Genomic DNA, 16,919 nt, shown 5'->3' with positions numbered 1-16,919 from the left:
GATGGAGTGGTTGTAAGGGGGCGCCAGCCGAGCCGCTGTAGCCGTCGTGACGGCTGAACCAGCCCTGTGGTCAGACCCTCACCCAGGAGCGGCCAGGCCGGTGGTGCGAAGATCGGCACTCATCAACGCGAGCCTGTGGCGGACGGCAAGGGTTCAGAAGGCAAGGGAACTTCGCGCTCGGCACTGTCCGGCCTGCTGCTGGTGTTGGGCTCCATGGGCGGCCTGGCCCTGCTGGTGTGGGTGACGCTGGTGATGCTCGACCTGAAGCACCTCAACACCGGCGGATTCACCCTGCCCTAGCCGATCCCGGTGCGGGCGATATCGAGCACATCCGCCATCGAGCGGATCTGATTGATCGTGTTGGCCAGCTGGCTGGCACTGTCGAGCTCCACCCGCAGATCGATGCGGGCGGGCTTGCCGGGATTGGTGCGCACCCGGGCATCACTCACGTTGATGCGGTGGTCGGAGAGGCGGGTGAGGATGTCTTTCAGCACGCCCACCCGGTCGAGCACCTCGATGCGCAGCTGCACCGGATAGCGGCGCGGGCGGGCATCGGTGGCCGAATTCCAGCGCACCGGCAGACGCCTCTCAGCCGGCACCTGGTCCACGTTGGAGCAGTCCTGGCGGTGGATCGTGATGCCGTGGTTGCCCAGGGCCACGGCTCCGAGAATCGGCTCACCCGGCAGGGGACTGCAGCAGCCCCCCAGCCGGTAGTCAAGGCCCTCGAGGCCGAGGATCGGGCTGGCGCCGCCCGCTCCGCTCCCCTGGGAGTCGGCCTGGCCTGCATGGGCGGCCGCCACGCTGGCTGCCACCTGCTCGTTGCTGGGCACGGGGGCCGAGGCCTCGCTGGCCAGGCGCAGTTCCTCCCGCAGGCGGTTGAGCACCTGGTGCAGGGTGACCCCGCCGAACCCCAGCGACGCCAGCAGGTCTTCGGTGCCCGTGAGGTTGCAGCGGCGGGCCACCTTGGCCATCGCCTCCCCATGGAGCAGGGCATCGAAGCCATCGCGGCCCAACTCCCGCTCCAGCAGTTCCGTGCCGCGCAGGATGTTCTCCTCACGGTGGCTGGTTTTGTACCAGTGGCGGATGCGATTGCGGGCCGTGGGGGTGGCCACGAAGTTGAGCCAGTCGAGGCTCGGGTGCGCCGTCTTGGCGGTGATCACCTGCACGAAGTCGCCGTTCTGCAGGGGAGTGGCGAGGGGGCAGAGACGGTCGTTGATGCGCACGCCCTGGCAATGGTTGCCGATCTCCGAGTGGATCCGATAAGCGAAGTCCACGGCTGTGGACCCCTTGCGAAGGCCCACCACATCGCCATTGGGGGTGAACACGAAGACCTCTTCATCGAAGAGGTCTTCCTTGATCGAACGCAGGAAATCGCTGCTGTCGGTGCCGCCGTCATCCTTCTGCCAGTCGACCAGCTGCCGCAGCCAGTTGAACCGCTCCGCATCGGCACCGGACGCCGCTGGCGAACCACCTTCCTTGTACTTCCAGTGGGCCGCGATGCCGTACTCGGCCACCTGGTGCATGTCGGTGGTGCGGATCTGCACCTCGATCGGCCGATGACGGCCGATCACGGCCGTGTGCAGGGATTGGTAGCCGTTGGGCTTGGGCAGGCCGATGTAGTCCTTGAAGCGCCCAGGGATCGGCCGGAAGGTGTCGTGCACCACCGCCAAGGCCCGGTAACAGCTCTCGAGATTCGGGCAGAGAATCCGCAGGGCGGCCACGTCGAAGATCTCGTGGAACGCCTTCTGCTGGCGCTGCATCTTGCTCCAGATGCCATAGAGGTGCTTGGGCCGGCCGCTTACCTCGCAATGGGCCAGCCCCACGGCGGCCAGCCGATCGCGCAGCAACTGCACGGTCACCTCCAGCCGCTCCTCGCGCTCGCTGCGCTTGGTGGCCACCTGCTGCTGCACATCCCGATAGGCCTCGGGCTCGAGGATCTTGAAGGCCAGATCCTCCAGCTCCCACTTGAGCCGGCCGATGCCGAGGCGATTGGCCAGGGGGGCGTAGATCTCCCGGGTTTCGCGGGCGATCCGCAGCTGCTTCTCGGGCTTGAGGGCACCCAGGGTGCGCATGTTGTGCAGGCGATCCGCCAGCTTCACCAGCACCACGCGGATGTCGCTGGCCATGGCCAGAAACATGCGGCGCAGGTTTTCAGCCTGGGCCTCTGTGTGGTTGGTGAAGTGGATGCCGCCGAGCTTGGTCACCCCCTCCACCAGGGCCCGCACCTCGGCGCCGAAGTGCTGCTCGATCTCCTCGGGCGTCGCCTCGGTGTCTTCCACCACATCGTGGAGGAAGCCAGCAGCGATCACACCGGCACTGGCGCCGATGTCGCGCAGCAGATCGGCAACGGCAACCGGATGAATGATGTAGGGCTCGCCGCTGGCCCTGAACTGGCCCTCGTGGAGCTGGTAGGCGAAATCAAAGGCGGAAGCCAGCAGGGCCTCGGGATCGGTTGGGCAGCTCTCCCCCTCCCCCGGCGGCACGTGCTCGATGCAGCGCTGCAACCACTCGGGCAGGGGCAGGCCGTAGTCGGCGGGGGTGCGGATCGGCCGGCGTCCCAGGGCTTGGCTCTCCGGGGCTGGCCCAGGGGCAGGTGGAACAGCCGCGACTGAAACAGCCACGGCGGTTGCGTCCAGATCGGGAACCGCCCTGAGCATTCCACCCTGCGGAGTTGCCTCATCGTATGCAGCGGCGGCCAAGCTGGGGACCATGACCAGCCCCGTGCTTGCAATCGACAACCTGGTGGTGCGCTACCCCGGTGCGGAGCGTCCCACCCTCGATGGGCTGACGCTCAGCCTGAGCCCGGGCGAGCGGCTGGCCCTGGTGGGCCCCTCCGGCTGCGGCAAAAGCACCGTGGCCCGGGCGGTGCTGCAACTGCTGCCCCCGGGCAGCCAGTGCAGCGGTGGGCTGCTGCTGGCGAGGCAGGATCCCAGCCGGCTGCGGCGAGCGGCCCTGCGGCAGCTGCGCGGCGAAGCGGTGGGGCTGGTGTTTCAAGACCCGATGACCCGCCTGAACCCGCTGCTCACGATCGGCGACCATCTGGGCGACACCCTGGCGGCCCACCGACCCCGGTGGCAACGGCGCCAGGTGCGGGAGCAGGCCGAAGCCTTGCTGGAGCGGGTGGGCATCCAGGCGGAGCGCTACGGCAGCTACCCCCATGAGTTCAGCGGCGGCATGCGCCAGCGGCTGGCGATTGCGCTGGCCATGGCCCTGCAGCCGCCCCTGGTGATCGCCGACGAACCCACCACCAGCCTGGATGTGGCTGTGGCCGGCCAGGTGATGGGGGAACTGACCAACCTCTGCCGGGAAGCGGGCAGCGCCCTGCTGCTGATCAGCCACGACCTGGCGATGGCGGGCCGCTGGTGTGACCAGATCGCCGTGTTGGATCAGGGCCGGCTGATCGAGCAGGCCCCAGCCCAGCAGTTGCTCACCGCCCCGGCCTCCCCCCTGGCCCAGCGGCTGGTGGCCAAGGCGCGGGAACGGGAAGGCGCCCAGAGCCCCGCACCGCTGCCGGCCGCTGCCTTGCTGGAGCTGGAGGAGCTGCGCAGCTGGCACGCTCTGCCGTCGCTGCCCTGGCAAACCCGCTGGCTGAAGGCGGTGGATGGGGTGAGCCTGCGGCTGCAGCCGGGCGAAACCCTTGGCCTGGTGGGGGCCTCCGGCTGCGGCAAGAGCACCCTCTGCCGGGCGCTGATGGGACTGGCACCGGTGCGGGGCGGCAGCGTTCGACTGGAGGGCCGCAACCTGCTGAGCCTGCGGGGCCGGGCTTTGCGGCAAGCGCGGCGTGGCATCCAGATGGTGTTCCAAGACCCCCTGGCCTGCCTCAACCCCCAGATGGCGGTAGGTGAGGCGATCGCCGATCCGCTGCTGATCCATGGCCTGGCCAGCCGCGCCCAGGCCCGCCAGCGCGCCCGCGAGCTGCTGGGCGCCGTGGGGCTCACCCCGCCCGAAGCCTTCGAAAACCGCCTGCCCCGCCAGCTCTCGGGGGGCCAGCAGCAGCGGGTGGCCATCGCCCGGGCCCTGGTGCTCGAGCCCAAGGTGCTGCTCTGCGATGAGAGCGTGAGCATGCTCGATGCCGAGGTGCAGGCCGACGTGCTGGCCCTGCTGCGGGAGCTGCAGCAGCGGCTGGGGCTGGGGATGCTGTTTGTGACCCACGACCTCTCGGTGGCCAGTGGCTTCTGCCACCGGGTGATCGTGCTGGAGGGGGGAAAGATCGTGGAGGAAGGCCCCGGCGCCCGGCTACTGACCGATCCCCAGGCCGCCATCACCCGCGCATTGGTGGAGGCATGCCCGCGGCTGCCGGGCGTCGCCTGAGCACCGCCAGCAAGCGCTCAAACACCTCCGGCAGCGGCGCCTCGCACACCAGCCGCTCGCGGCTGATCGGGTGATCGAGGCCCAGCTGCACCGCATGCAGCGCCTGGCCGGGCAGCTCGATCGGCAGCTTGCGGCAGCGGGAATACACCGGATCGCCCACGATCGGATGGCCCATGTGGGCGCAGTGGACCCGGATCTGGTGGGTGCGGCCGGTGTCGAGCTTGAAGCGCAGCAGGGCGTAATCCCCCAACCGCTCGATCAAGCGCCAGTGGGTGCAGGCATGGCGGCCGCTGTCGTCGTGCACCACGGCGTATTTCTTGCGGTCGGCCGGATGGCGGCCGATGGCGCCCACGATCGTGCCGCTGTCGCCCGCCGGCTGGCCGTGCACCACCGCCAGATACTGGCGCGAGGCGATCCGCTTCTGAATCTGCACCTGCAGCTTCACCAGGGCCTCCTGGCTCTTGGCCACCACGATGCAGCCCGTGGTGTCCTTGTCGAGACGATGCACGATGCCGGGGCGCAGCTCGCCGCCGATGCCGGGCAGGTCGGGGCAGTGGTGCAACAGGCCGTTCACCAGGGTGCCGTCCCGGTTGCCAGGCGCCGGGTGCACCGTGAGGCCGGCGGGCTTGTTGAGCACGATCAGATGCGCGTCTTCAAACAGCACATCCAGCGGCATCGCCTGGGCCACCAGGTAGGGCAGCGGCTCGGGCGGCGGCATCCACAGCGCCACGCTGTCGCCCTGGCGCAGGGGGGTCTTAGCGCGACCCGTGACGCCGTTCACCCGCACATAGCCGGCCTCGATGAACTTCTGGATGCGGGCTCGGCTCTGCTCCGGCCGCTGGGCCACCAGCCAGCGATCGAGCCGCATTGGCAGCGGCTTGGGGTAGGTGAGCGTCAGCAGCTCCCCCTCGCCTTCACCGAAACCGCTCATGACGGCAACGCAAGGGCCGGCAATTCCAGGGCAATGGCGCCCAGGCGGGCGCAACGGAAGTCGTCGAGCAACTTGGTGGCCATGCGCAGGCTGTCGCCACTGGTGTGGCGCGCCGCGGCGGCGGCCAGCCAGCCCTCCACGTCGGGGCCGCCGCCCACCATCGCACCGAGGGGAATGCCGTAGCGCTTCTCCACTAGGGCGGGTTGCACCCCGGCGGCCGGCTCAGCCTCCAGCAGGGTGAGCAGCTGCAGGAAGGCCCGGGCGGCGGCTTCGTTGTCGTAGGCGGCCTGGCCGATGTCGTCGCAGAGGGCCAGCCGTAGGGCCGCCTGCTGGTCGTCGAGGCGGGGCGGCAGCACGCCGGGAGCATCGAGCAGGTCGAGGTCCTGGCCGAGGCGCACCCAGCGCAGGCTGCGGGTGACGCCAGCGCGGCGGGCACTGTCCACCACCTTCTGGCGCACCAGCCGGTTGATCAGGGCCGATTTGCCCACGTTGGGGAAGCCCAGCATCAGGGCCCGCACCGGCCGTGGCTTCATGCCCCGCCCGGTGCGGCGGGCATTGAGGGCCGCGCCGGCCCGAATCGCCGCCTGCTGCAGCTGTTTCACACCGGTGCCGGCCTTGGCGTCGCACCACCAGCAGGTCTGGTCCTGGGCCTTGAACCAGGCGGTCCAGGCCTGGCGCACCGGCGGCGGGATCATGTCCACCCGGTTGAGCACCAAGAGATGCTGCTTGCCGCTGATCCAGCGCTGCAGCCGCGGGTGGGAGGTGGCCAGGGGGATGCGGGCATCCCGCACCTCGATCACCAGGTCCACCTTGGCCAGATTGGCGTTGAGGGCCTTCTCCGCCTTGGCGATGTGGCCGGGATACCACTGAATCGCAGGGGCATTGACGCTGAGCGGAAGCGTCTGGGGCATCAGGGCACCACCAGCACCGGACAGGGGGCCAACTGAATCACCCGGGCCGCGGTGCTCTGCTGGTCGCTCTCGATCGCGACGCCACGGGTGCCCATCACGATCACATCGGCGTTGATCTCATCGGCCACATCGCCGATCACGAAGGCCGGCTTGCCCTCCCGCTCGATCACCTGACAGCTGACCCCCGCCTCGTCAAAGCGAGTCCGCGCTTGCTGCAGCAGCTCCGCCACGGCCGTGGGATCGTCCTGACCGGGCTCCACCACCGACAGCAGCACCAACGTGCTGGCGTGCTGCTGGGCCAGTTTCAGGGCCACCGCCGCCGTGTCCATCGCCTGGCGGCTCTGGTCGATGGGAAAGAGAACGGTGTCAAACATGGAGCAATGACCGAAGGCAGGGCCCAGGCAGGTTGGAGTTTCAGTCTGGGGGGGCGTCCGGGATCCGGCCAGGGCGGCTGGTTGGCGGAAATCCGAAATCCGGGGAGCAGAAGGCGCCGCGGGGGCTAACCTCCCCCGGCAATTCCGTAATTTCCATACCCCCATGGCGAAGCGATCCCTGGCCAGCCTTTCGGCCGATGAGCTCCGCGGCAAGCGCGTGCTGGTGCGGGTCGACTTCAACGTACCGCTCGACGACGCCGGCGCCATCACCGATGACACCCGCATCCGGGCCGCCCTGCCCACCATCAACGACCTGACCGGCAAGGGCGCCAAGGTGATCCTGGCCGCCCACTTCGGCCGTCCCAAGGGTCAGGTGAACGAAGCCATGCGCCTCACCCCCGTGGCCGCCCGCCTGGCTCAGCTGCTCGGCAAGCCCGTGGTGAAGACCGACAGCTGCATCGGCCCCGATGCCGAAGCCAAGGTGGCCGCCATGGCCGAGGGCGATGTGGTGCTGCTGGAGAACGTGCGCTTCTTCGCCGAGGAAGAAAAGAACGACGCCGGCTTCGCCGCCCAGCTGGCAGCCCTGGCCGATGTGTATGTGAACGACGCCTTCGGCGCCGCCCACCGCGCCCACGCCTCCACCGAGGGCGTCACCAAGGCCCTGAGCCCCAGCGTGGCCGGCTACCTGATGGAGAAGGAGCTGCAATACCTGCAGGGCGCCATCGACGAGCCCAAGCGTCCCCTGGCGGCGATCGTGGGTGGCTCCAAGGTGAGCTCCAAGATCGGCGTGCTCGAAGCCCTGATCGACAAGTGCGACAAGTTGCTGATCGGCGGCGGCATGATCTTCACCTTCTACAAGGCCCGCGGCCTGGCAGTGGGCAAGAGCCTGGTGGAAGAGGACAAGCTGGAGCTGGCCAAGGAGCTCGAGGCCAAGGCGGCCGCCAAAGGCGTGCAGCTGCTGCTGCCCACCGATGTGGTGCTGGCCGACAACTTTGCCCCCGACGCCAACAGCCAGACCGTGTCGATCAACGCCATCCCCGATGGCTGGATGGGCCTCGACATCGGCCCCGACTCGCTCAAGGCTTTCCAGGAGGCCCTGGCCGACTGCAAGACCGTGATCTGGAACGGCCCTATGGGCGTGTTCGAGTTCGACAAGTTTGCAGCCGGCACCAACGGCATCGCCCACACCCTGGCCGACCTGAGCGGCAAGGGCTGCTGCACGATCATCGGCGGCGGTGACTCCGTGGCCGCCGTGGAGAAAGTGGGTGTGGCCGAAAAGATGTCGCACATCTCCACCGGTGGTGGCGCCAGCCTGGAGCTGCTGGAAGGCAAGGTGCTGCCCGGCGTGGCGGCCCTGGATGAGGCCTGATTTCGCAGAGGCCTGATTTCGCAGAGGCCTGACGGTTCAGAAGGGGGCTTCAAGCCCCCTTTTTTGTTGGCAGAGTTTGTGCAACAACCTGTTCAACAGGCGCAAAACGCCGGCTCAGACCACGCCGAGGCAGGCTGAGGATCGGACCAGGCAAGTGAATGAGCCCAACAGACAGGCCTGCCGTCGGCTGGATTGGACTGGGGGCCCTGGGCGCACCGATGGCGGCCAATCTGCTAGCCGCTGGCTTTCCACTCACGGTTCACAACCGCAACCGCAGCCGGGAAGCACCACTGCTGCAGGCGGGGGCCAGGGGGGCCGGCAGCCCTGCGGAAGCGGCGACCGCGGCCGAGGTGCTGCTGGTGTGCGTCAGCGACGACTGCGCCGTGGAGGCTGTGCTGCTCGGCGCTGAGATCCTGGGCACCGACCAAACCGCGGCCCGCCAAGGGCTGCAGCCGGGGACGCTGGTGATCGACTGCTCCACGGTCAGCCCGGCCACCAGCCGGTGCATGGCGGCACAGCTCGCTCAGCAGGGCGTGGACTACATCGACGCTCCGGTGACCGGCGGCACGGAAGGCGCCCGCACCGGCACGCTCTCGGTGCTGGTGGGGGGCGATCCGGCCCAACTGGAGCGGGCCCGCCCGCTGCTGGAGGTGATTGGCAGCCGCATCAGCCACTTGGGCCCCGTGGGCTCGGGCCAGCAGGCCAAAGCGGTGAACCAGGTGCTGGTGGCCGGGAGCTACGCCGCTGTGGCGGAAGCCATGGCCCTGGGGCAGCGGTTGGGGCTGCCGATGGAGCAGGTGTGCGAAGCGTTGGCAGCTGGCGCAGCCGGGTCGTGGGCCTTGGAGAACCGTGCCGCCAACATGCTCAGGGGTCAGTTCCCCCTCGGCTTCAAGCTGGCGCTGCACCGCAAGGATCTGGCGATTGCCCTGGAGGCGGCCGCTGCCGCCGGCATGGAGCTGCCGGTGAGCCAGCTGGTGGCCGCCATGGAAGACAGCTTGCTGGCGTCGGGCCACGGCAACGACGACGTGTCGGCCCTGGCCCGTTGGTTTGGCAGCCAGGGCTAAGCACCCTGAACTCAGGGATTCAGCTGGGCCTTATCGGCCACCACCAGCACCCGCTTGGTGGCACTGACGATGCCCTGGGGATGCACCAACAGCACCGCCCAGGTCTGGGAGCCGGGGGTGAACGGAGCCTGAACCGACTTGAACAGGCCACCGCCACCCAGGGCGCCCAGCTGCAGATTGGGGCTCTCGAGGGCATTCACCTGCTGGCCGGTGAGGGCCACCAGGCCGCCGGCAGCAATGGCGTCCTCCAGGGGCTCATCGAATAGCACATCCACGTCGTAGCGCTGACCCGTGAGCACCGCATCGGGGATCTGCAGGCTCACGGGCAGGTCGGCTTCACCGCTGCGCAGGAGGGTCTGCTCACGGATCACGCTTTGGCCGTTGATGCGGCCACCGGGGCCACCGCTGCGGCTGAGCACCAGCTGCTGCTGGGCCAGGAGCCGATACAGGGTGGGGCCCTCCTGGCGGCTGCCCGTGAGCTGGATCTGCACGGTGCTGCGACCATCGCGCAGCGCTTTGCCCGGGCTCACCTGCCAGCGGGCATCGGGGAACTGGCGCAGCAGGCTGCGGCGGCGCAGCTCCACCAGGGTGACATCGAGGCCCGGACCGTTCTCCAGAACAGCCGCGAGCTCACCGGTGCCATTGAGGGCCGCCTCCAGGGCCTGCAGCTGAACCGCACTGGGGCCGGCGGCAGCCGCAGCCGGCAGGGCTACGCCCAGCAGGGCGGCCAGGCCGAGCAGGACGCTAGGCAGTAAGGGGTGCAGGATTCGGCTCGGCGGCTGGGGACGCGGCATCAGGGCGGCGGAAACCGCTTTTAAGTTAGGCGCGCTGCAGGCCAACACCCATGCCCAGGCTCCTGATCGCTGCCAGCGGCACCGGCGGCCACCTGTTTCCCGCCCTGGCGGTGGCCGATGCCATGCCGCCCGGCTGGAGCGTGCAGTGGCTGGGGGTGCCCGACCGCCTGGAAACCCAACTGGTGCCCAGCCGCTATCCGCTCCACACCGTGCGGGCCGGCGGGCTGCAGGGCCGGGGGCTGCGGCGACTGCTCAACCTGCTGCAGCTGCTGCAAGCCACCCGCTCGGTACGGCGGCTGATCCGCCGCGAACAGATCGACGCCGTGTTCACCAGCGGCGGCTACATCGCCGCACCAGCAATCCTGGCGGCCCGCTGGTGCGGCGTGCCGGTGGTGCTGCACGAGAGCAATGCCCTGCCCGGCAAGGTGACCCGCCTGCTCGGCCGGCTCTGCCGCCAGGTGGCGGTGGGATTGCCCCAGGCCGCCGCCCGCCTGCCCGGCTGCCGGCCAGTGGTGACGGGCACGCCGGTGCGGCAGGCATTTCTGGAGCCAGCCCCCCTGCCCGCCTGGGTGCCGCCGGGCCCCGGGCCCCTTCTGCTGGTGATGGGCGGCAGCCAGGGCGCCGTTGGCCTCAATCAGATGGTGCGCCCCCTGCTGGCCAAGCTCACGGCGGCGGGGGTGCGCGTCGTGCACCTCACCGGCCGCAACGACCCCGATGCCGGCCAGCCAGTACCCGCTGGCGCGGTGGAACGCCCCTTCAGCGACGACATTCCCGGCCTGCTGCAGCACGCCGACCTGGCCATCAGCCGCAGCGGTGCCGGCGCCCTCAGCGAGCTGGCCGTGTGCGGCACCCCGGCGATCCTGGTGCCCTACCCGGCCGCCGCGGACCGCCACCAGGATGCCAACGCCGCCGCCGCCGCCGAAATCGGCGCCGCCGTGATCGTGTGGCAGCACCTGCCCAGCGAGCCCGCCCTCGAGCGCAGCCTCTGGCGCCTGCTGGGCCCGCGCCTGCGGGGGGCGGCGGCCGCGCGCGATCCCTTGGTGGGCATGGGCGCCGCCATGGCGCGACTGGCGGTGCGCGATGCCGATCAACGGGTGGCCGCGATGCTCAGCCAGCCCTGAACAACCAACCCCGTCAGCGGCCCTAGAGTTGTCCCGTAGGTCTGTCCAGCAGATCCGGCCCATCGGTATGGCGAGGCGATGCCCATCAAGAGGGAAGAAGTAGCCATCGTGGCCGCCGATGAACTGGCAGGCCTATTGGAAACGGCCCACCTGCTGCGTTCACCCGCAAACGCGGAGCGTCTGCTCACGGCCCTAACCAGAGCTCGCGAACAAACACTGCCGCCACTTGGCGCCTGCCCAGGTGGGTCGAATCCTGCAGCGGCTCGGGCTGCTGGGAAAGCTCCTAGACGGTGACCTTCGGCTTGTTGCCGTCAGAGGCTCCAGCTGATGTCCGTAGGGCCTACTCGGCAAGCGCAGCATGCCTGGCAGACCTGTTGATTCAGCCGATACTGAACAGATCGATCTGGCGCTATGACCAGTTCAGTGGACACCACGATCCGAGAGCGGCTGACTGCTCTCATGCCGGAGGTGCTGGCCGTCGCCACGCGCCATGGTGCCTCAAATCTGCGGATCTATGGATCGATCGCCACGGGCCATGAACATCCCGCCAGCGATCTTGACCTGTTGGTCGATCTCCCAGAAGAGCAGTCTCTGCTAGGGCTGATCAGTCTGCGCCAGGACCTGGAGGACCTGCTGGGCTGTTCGGTGGACGTCACAGAAGCGGAGACACTGCATCCACTGATTCGGTCTCAGATCCTGGAGCAGGCCCTGGCCCTGTGAACAAGGACCGCCTCTACCTCGAAAGCATTCGCGACTGATCCAGGACGGCGTGATCCGCAATCTGGAGGTAATCGGTGAAGCCACGAAGAACCTCAGCACCGAGCTGCGGGATGCCAACTCTGCAATTCCCTGGCGTCAGATCGCTGGCATGCGTGATGTGCTCATCCACGACTACCTCAAGGTGAATCTCGTCAGGGTCTGGCGCACCGTGGAACTGGACTTGCCGCCCCTCCAGGCAGTGTTGAGCCAACTGCTGGGCCAATGAGGAGGACCACCGCCTGTTGAGGCAACGGGTGGCCGCGATGATCAGCCAGCCCAGGGATTAATTACGTCAAGCCCCACATCAGCGAAGTCGGCCCCATCTCGGGTGGCGAGCTGGGCGCCATGGGCGAGGGCCGTGGCCGCAATCACCGCATCAGCTGTGGCCATGGGCCGCGCCAACCGTTCACGGGTGCGCAAGAGATCGGCATACCAATGGGCAGCTTCGCTGCTGAAGGGCCAGACCCGGCCAGCAAAGATGTCGGCCACCAGTTCGTCCCAGCACTGCTGAAGAGCAGCCTTACGACGGCCATCCGGCAGCCGCCTGATGCCGTGCAAAATCTCCGCTTCATTCATGGCCGTGATCGCTACGAGGCCAGGATCCAAACCATCCACCCAAGCCAGCACCTGGGGGTTGGGCCGAGGACGCATCAGCTCGGAGAGCACATTGGTGTCGAGGACGATCACGCCGATCACGCCCCAAGATCCGCCGGCTGCGGCTGCGAGCTGCGGTCGGGCAGCTCCAGTTCAACGCCACCCAGCGGGGCGAAATGGGCATGAATCCGTTGGCCAAGCCCCTGGCGACTGAGCCCACTGGGTTTGGATGGCCCGCGAAACAAGGCCTCGCGCAGGATCGTGCGCACCTCCTCCTCCATCGAGCGGCCGTGGCGTGCTGCCTGAAGACGCAGCTGCGCCTTGGTGGCCTCATCCAGGTTGCGAATCGTCAGCGTTGCCACGGACATGCATGCAATGCAATCAACGCTAGCGAACAAGCTCCTGCCGCAAGGCCCGAATCATGCGCCGGTTGTCGCGGCGGCTCTGATAACCGATCCGCAGCCAGCGTTCGCCCAGTCCGTCGAAGGAGCGGCAATCGCGCAACAGGATGCGGTGACGGCACTCCAGGCGCTCGCGCAGCGGCACCAGGGACGCGTCGCCGCGAATCAACAGAAAGTTGGCGGCCGACGGCAGCGGCATGATGCCCGGCAACGTCTGCAGCCGGGCTGAGAGCCAGGCGCCCTCACGGGCTGTCCAGCGCTGCACCCGGCGGCACCAACGCCCGTAGGCCAGCGGATCGCCCAACAACCGTTCGCCCACCGCCACCGCCAGACCGTTGAGCGGCCAGGGATCGCGCCAACGGGCCCAGCGCGCCAGTCGCTCCGGCTGGCCGAGGGCATAACCAAGACGCAGGCCGGCGATCGACCACAGCTTGGTGAGGCTGCGGATCACCACCAAGTTGGGGTGGGCCTGCAGCAGCGGAATCAGGCTCTGGGCTTCCCCGCCTGGCACCAGCGGCAGAAAGGCCTCATCGGCGATCACCAAGGCGAAGCGCTCCAACAAGGGCTCGAGGGAGGCGCGGCTCCACAGCGCTCCGGTGGGGTTGTGGGGGTTGGTGAGCCACAGCACCGCACCCGCCGCCGCACCCGCCGGAAACGGCTGCGGCCCCGCGCCGGCCTGCAGCGGCAACGGCAGCGATCGCCAGGCTCCGCCCCAGCAGGCCAGGGCGCGGGGGTAGTCGGCGAAGCCCGGCTGGGGCAGCACGCTCAAGCCGGCCGCCGCCGCATCGCGCGCTGCCCAGGTGAACAATTCCGCCGCCCCGTTGCCCGGCAGCACCGACTCGGGCTCCACCCCATGCAGCTGGGCCAGGGCTGCGCGCAAGCCAGTGGCGGGCCGGTCGGGATAGGCCCGCAGCGGCGAGCCAGCGGCAAGCCCCAGCGCCGCCTTCAGCAGGGATACGCGCACGGCCCAGGGCGGCCCGAAGGGCACCAGGGAGGCACTGGCATCCAGCAGCTGGGAGGGCCGGCAACCCAGCCGCGCGGCGGTGGCGGCCAGATTGCCGCCATGGCGCTCGGAGGGCGGCATCGGCATGGCCGAAAGCTAAGTGCCGGCGGCGAGTGCGAGGCGATCAGGCCTGTGCCGCCGGGGAAACAGGCGAAATCCTGCGCTATAAGCCGTTGCAACAGGCACGAATGCCATGCCAAGCCGCATAGTGCCTCCGACGTTGCCAGGTCAAGGGCACCTGCTGAGCGCCACCGCCAGTTTGCTCGCTGCTGTGGCCATGCTGATGGCGCCTGGCGCCAAGGCGGATTCGACCGACCTGTTCAAGCTGCTGGACACCCGCAGATGCCGTGGCTGCAAGCTCCAGAATGCGGATCTGGTGCACGCGGATCTGCGCGACGCCGATCTACGCCAGGCCCAGCTGCAACGGGCCAACCTGGGGCAGGCCCGCCTGGATGGCGCCCAGCTCAGCGGCGCCAATCTGAGCTTCACGAGCTTGATGGGGGCTTCCCTGCGCGGTGCCGACCTGCGCGGCGCGCGGCTGGATGGCACCGATCTACGCCAGGCCGATCTCAGTGGTGCCCTGCTGGACCCAGGAGCCCTATCGCGCAGCCACTGGCAACGGGCCACGGGCATCGAGCCCACACAACTAAGTTACGCGGAATTGCACAACGCTGGTGCCGAGGCGGCCCAGCAGGGCCGCTATCCAGAAGCGGAAACATTGTTCAGCGCAGCTATCAGCAAAGAACCCGCCGCCGCCATCAGCTGGGTGGCCCGGGGGATCTGCCGCGGTGAGCAGGGCAAGAGCGAACTCGCCGCCAACGATTTCAACTACGCCGCGAGCCTCTATGGAGAACGCGGCGAGCAGGAGCAGGCGTTGCAATTGAAGCAAGCTGCCAACACAGTGGTGGCATCAACCAAGCCGAACACCCCCGACGGCAACGGAGCGGGCAGTAAAGCCCTGAGTGGCGCCCTCGCCGCCTTTCAGTTTCTGGCCCCGCTGGCGGCCAAGGCCTTTCTGCCAATGGGCCTGTAAGGGCTCTCAAAGTGCGGGGCCGAACTCAGAGGCGGTGAGTACCGCCAGCCACCGCTTGGGCATACCCGTCATTTTCTAATACCCCGATGCCCCCATAAAGCTGCGAGCATCAGGAGTTGAAGGCTGATAGCCGTAGCCATAGACACCACCTTCTACATCATTAATGATTTTTGGCGTCACCATGATCACCAACTCTCGCTTTTCGCGGCGAGTCCCACTAGAGCGGAATAAAGAACCAATCAGGGGCATATCACCAAGAACAGGCCACTTGCTGACTTCAGCACGATCAAACTCTGAGATCACACCCGTCATGATTAACGTTTGACCATCTCGCACCCGTAGCGCACCCGTATCCAATCTCCGCACACTCAAAATATCAATATTTCCGCAGCCGGGGACTGGCTCACGATCCGTTACAGCAGAAACACTGGGAGACAAAGCAAAAGTGACAAAGCCATTATCATCAATCTTCTCGATACGGGCCCCTAAAACAAGTCCAGCCGTGGAAAGGGTGGGCTGACAGGTGATTATATTGCTGGCACCAGCAGAGTTTGCCGCATTATTAACTTGGTACTGGGTAATCACATTGGTGCCAACCCTGACGACCCCCTCGTTAGCCCTGCGGCGGCCAATTGGCGAATCAATACTATACTCATCTAATGATCCTCCCTGGCTTTGACCAGAGCCGCTACCACTCGAAGAACCACTTTCAGCTGCACGCAGCTCAGCAGGATTTTCTTGAAGAATTAAAGTTGGACTTGCCAAAAGCTTAGTACTTTGAGAAATAATTTGGGCCCTGAGAAAGTCGTAAAACTGGTTTTTTGGATAAGCCGTACCAGGATTTGATTCGGCGGAGCTAAAACCAGTCAAAGGATTGTAGCTAGGTGGCAAATTATTCCCGAAAGCTCCGAGCAGCTCGCCACCATCATTGACAATGAAGTTATTGCCCCACCTAATTGCAAAGCTGTTTTCCATAACGGAATCATTGTCAAGATTCACATCTAATATTTTTACCGACAATGCCACCTGCCTTTGGCGCAAATCAAGCTGACGCAAATATTGCTCGGCGACCACAACTACAGAAGAACTGCCTACCAAAGTTATAGTCCCAAGCCTTGTATCTGTAGTCGCCCTTAGGCCAATAAGTGGTCCAGCTGAAGCCCCATAGGCCTCCACCCTAGTCTGACTACTAGATTGAGTAGTAGCACTAGAAGGTGCATTACTTACGGTGCTTGATTGACTTACCCCCTGCGTAACAGCAGTCGTTATGGTGTTCGTCTTAGTGACTGAAGCGCCTAGATTGGCAAGATATTCGGCCGAGGCATTCGGGCTAACTTGATTTAGTCGATAAACCTTGGACACAAGAGATCCTAACGCCAATCCCGACACCCTGGGGCCCACTATGATTACATTTCCATCTTTTTTGGCCTGAAGGCCAGATACGGCCAGGATGAAATTAAAAGCCCGTTGATAGCTCTCACCTTTAAATGCTACAGTGACAGGGTAGCTCCCATCCACCTGGACCCCGGCAGGCTTAGTAGTATTAGACTCTTGAACTGTTCCAAAGCTATATGATCTAATTTCGGACAAAGTAGTTTCATTTCTTCCTGAATCAGAAGAAAAAGCGAATCCATATCCACCCAATTGAGCGAGTGCCATTAAAGCATCTCTGGCAGGTGCATTTTTTAAAGTCATTGTGACCGGTGGCCCACTCACTTCGACATTCAATGGATTACGAAGTGTCATCGTCCCCACAGCCATATCTCCCAACGGCGGAGCAACAGCCCTCGCCTGCAGCGGAGGCGCATAGGCGGGCTGTGGCACCGCCCCAGGCTGACTTAAATCCAGCCGATTTGTCTGCAGGGAAACCTGCGGAGAAGCAGGAAACGTGAGAATCAGATTCACACCATCAGCACTCACCACCGGACGTGCCAGGAGAACCCCGGGCATCGGGGTCACCGACAGGCTGTACCTGCTACCCGAGCCATCAAGGCTGACCGACTGAAACCCCAGCTCCGGCATCGATAGCCGTTGGGGGCCAACCCGCAGACCCGTCGGCGATGCCGTGGTGAGCTGACCCTGCCAGCCGTTGGGCTGCGCCAACTGCTGCAACTGAGGCGCAGGACCAGCTCCCACAACCACCAGCTCCACCGCATTGCCCAGGCGACGCACCTGCAGCTGCATCGGTCCCGCTGCGGCAGCAGCAGAGCCGCGGGAGGAGGCAGAGGTTTGGCGCGGGGAGGCCTGGCCAGCA

The 16,919-nt window shown here is 66.5% G+C and carries 17 protein-coding genes; 8 read left to right on the top strand and 9 right to left on the bottom strand.

What is annotated here, in order from left to right; all coding sequences use genetic code 11:
- The first annotated feature begins 135 nt into the window (after positions 1–135).
- The gene (locus KBY70_RS08145; protein WP_254988084.1) at positions 136–300 is read left to right on the top strand and encodes a hypothetical protein; all 165 of its coding nucleotides are present in this window, start codon (positions 136–138) and stop codon (positions 298–300) included.
- Here the strand turns inward: KBY70_RS08145 and KBY70_RS08140 are convergent.
- Complete coding sequence (locus KBY70_RS08140) at positions 297–2,657, bottom strand: RelA/SpoT family protein (protein WP_254988083.1); 2,361 nt, start codon at positions 2,655–2,657, stop codon at positions 297–299. The genes KBY70_RS08145 and KBY70_RS08140 overlap by 4 nt on opposite strands.
- A 52-nt stretch (positions 2,658–2,709) precedes the next feature.
- Between KBY70_RS08140 and KBY70_RS08135 the strand changes: the two genes are divergently transcribed.
- Complete coding sequence (locus KBY70_RS08135; RefSeq protein ID WP_254988082.1) at positions 2,710–4,311, top strand: dipeptide ABC transporter ATP-binding protein; 1,602 nt, start codon at positions 2,710–2,712, stop codon at positions 4,309–4,311.
- On the opposite strand, the gene KBY70_RS08130 is transcribed toward KBY70_RS08135, so the two are convergent.
- Genes KBY70_RS08130 through KBY70_RS08120 form a run of 3 tightly spaced genes read right to left on the bottom strand, consistent with a single transcriptional unit; the run spans position 4,262 to position 6,527 of the window.
- On the bottom strand, positions 4,262–5,242 hold the full coding sequence (locus KBY70_RS08130) for an RluA family pseudouridine synthase (protein WP_254988081.1): 981 nt from the start codon (positions 5,240–5,242) through the stop codon (positions 4,262–4,264). The genes KBY70_RS08135 and KBY70_RS08130 overlap by 50 nt on opposite strands.
- The gene (gene ylqF, locus KBY70_RS08125) at positions 5,239–6,153 is read right to left on the bottom strand and encodes a ribosome biogenesis GTPase YlqF (protein WP_254988080.1); all 915 of its coding nucleotides are present in this window, start codon (positions 6,151–6,153) and stop codon (positions 5,239–5,241) included. Before ylqF ends, KBY70_RS08130 begins: the two co-directional genes overlap by 4 nt.
- Entirely contained in the window at positions 6,153–6,527 is a 375-nt protein-coding gene (locus tag KBY70_RS08120) for a universal stress protein (RefSeq protein ID WP_254988079.1), read from the bottom strand. Before KBY70_RS08120 ends, ylqF begins: the two co-directional genes overlap by 1 nt.
- 163 nt (positions 6,528–6,690) lie before the next feature.
- Between KBY70_RS08120 and KBY70_RS08115 the strand changes: the two genes are divergently transcribed.
- Complete coding sequence (locus KBY70_RS08115) at positions 6,691–7,896, top strand: phosphoglycerate kinase (protein ID WP_254988078.1); 1,206 nt, start codon at positions 6,691–6,693, stop codon at positions 7,894–7,896.
- Between the two features lie 158 nt (positions 7,897–8,054).
- Entirely contained in the window at positions 8,055–8,960 is a 906-nt protein-coding gene (locus KBY70_RS08110) for an NAD(P)-dependent oxidoreductase (RefSeq protein ID WP_254988077.1), read from the top strand.
- 11 nt (positions 8,961–8,971) lie between these two features.
- On the opposite strand, the gene KBY70_RS08105 is transcribed toward KBY70_RS08110, so the two are convergent.
- Positions 8,972–9,754: a hypothetical protein gene (locus KBY70_RS08105; protein WP_254988075.1), complete on the bottom strand. Its 783-nt coding sequence runs from the start codon at positions 9,752–9,754 to the stop codon at positions 8,972–8,974.
- Positions 9,755–9,804: 50 nt separating this feature from the next.
- On the opposite strand from KBY70_RS08105, the gene KBY70_RS08100 reads away from it, so the two are divergent.
- The 3 genes from KBY70_RS08100 (at position 9,805) to KBY70_RS08090 (ending at position 11,860) form a co-directional block, all read left to right on the top strand.
- Positions 9,805–10,875, top strand: a complete 1,071-nt coding sequence (locus KBY70_RS08100) for a UDP-N-acetylglucosamine--N-acetylmuramyl-(pentapeptide) pyrophosphoryl-undecaprenol N-acetylglucosamine transferase (RefSeq protein ID WP_254988073.1) — start codon at positions 9,805–9,807, stop codon at positions 10,873–10,875.
- A 411-nt stretch (positions 10,876–11,286) separates the two neighbouring features.
- Positions 11,287–11,595, top strand: coding sequence for a nucleotidyltransferase family protein (locus tag KBY70_RS08095; protein WP_254988071.1), 309 nt, complete (start codon positions 11,287–11,289; stop codon positions 11,593–11,595).
- Between the two features lie 34 nt (positions 11,596–11,629).
- Entirely contained in the window at positions 11,630–11,860 is a 231-nt protein-coding gene (locus tag KBY70_RS08090; RefSeq protein WP_261356033.1) for a DUF86 domain-containing protein, read from the top strand.
- 41 nt (positions 11,861–11,901) lie between these two features.
- On the opposite strand, the gene KBY70_RS08085 is transcribed toward KBY70_RS08090, so the two are convergent.
- Genes KBY70_RS08085 through KBY70_RS08075 form a run of 3 tightly spaced genes read right to left on the bottom strand, consistent with a single transcriptional unit; the run spans position 11,902 to position 13,713 of the window.
- A complete protein-coding gene (locus KBY70_RS08085; protein ID WP_254988070.1) occupies positions 11,902–12,330 on the bottom strand; it encodes a type II toxin-antitoxin system VapC family toxin in 429 nt (142 codons plus the stop codon).
- Positions 12,327–12,596 carry a FitA-like ribbon-helix-helix domain-containing protein gene (locus KBY70_RS08080; protein ID WP_254988069.1) on the bottom strand — a complete coding sequence of 90 codons (270 nt, stop codon included), beginning with the start codon at positions 12,594–12,596 and terminating at the stop codon, positions 12,327–12,329. The genes KBY70_RS08085 and KBY70_RS08080 overlap by 4 nt, the downstream gene beginning before the upstream one ends.
- Before the next feature lie 19 nt (positions 12,597–12,615).
- Complete coding sequence (locus KBY70_RS08075) at positions 12,616–13,713, bottom strand: pyridoxal phosphate-dependent aminotransferase (protein WP_254988155.1); 1,098 nt, start codon at positions 13,711–13,713, stop codon at positions 12,616–12,618.
- A 196-nt stretch (positions 13,714–13,909) separates the two neighbouring features.
- Here KBY70_RS08075 and KBY70_RS08070 point away from each other — a divergent pair, with 196 nt between their 5' ends.
- Positions 13,910–14,665: a pentapeptide repeat-containing protein gene (locus KBY70_RS08070; protein WP_254988068.1), complete on the top strand. Its 756-nt coding sequence runs from the start codon at positions 13,910–13,912 to the stop codon at positions 14,663–14,665.
- Between the two features lie 75 nt (positions 14,666–14,740).
- On the opposite strand, the gene KBY70_RS08065 is transcribed toward KBY70_RS08070, so the two are convergent.
- The gene (locus KBY70_RS08065) at positions 14,741–16,849 is read right to left on the bottom strand and encodes a general secretion pathway protein D (RefSeq protein ID WP_254988067.1); all 2,109 of its coding nucleotides are present in this window, start codon (positions 16,847–16,849) and stop codon (positions 14,741–14,743) included.
- Positions 16,850–16,919: the final 70 nt, after the last annotated feature.

The organism is Cyanobium sp. ATX 6E8, assembly GCF_024346335.1.
Taxonomy (GTDB): domain Bacteria; phylum Cyanobacteriota; class Cyanobacteriia; order PCC-6307; family Cyanobiaceae; genus Cyanobium_A.
This window is presented reverse-complemented; position numbering and strand designations above follow the sequence as displayed.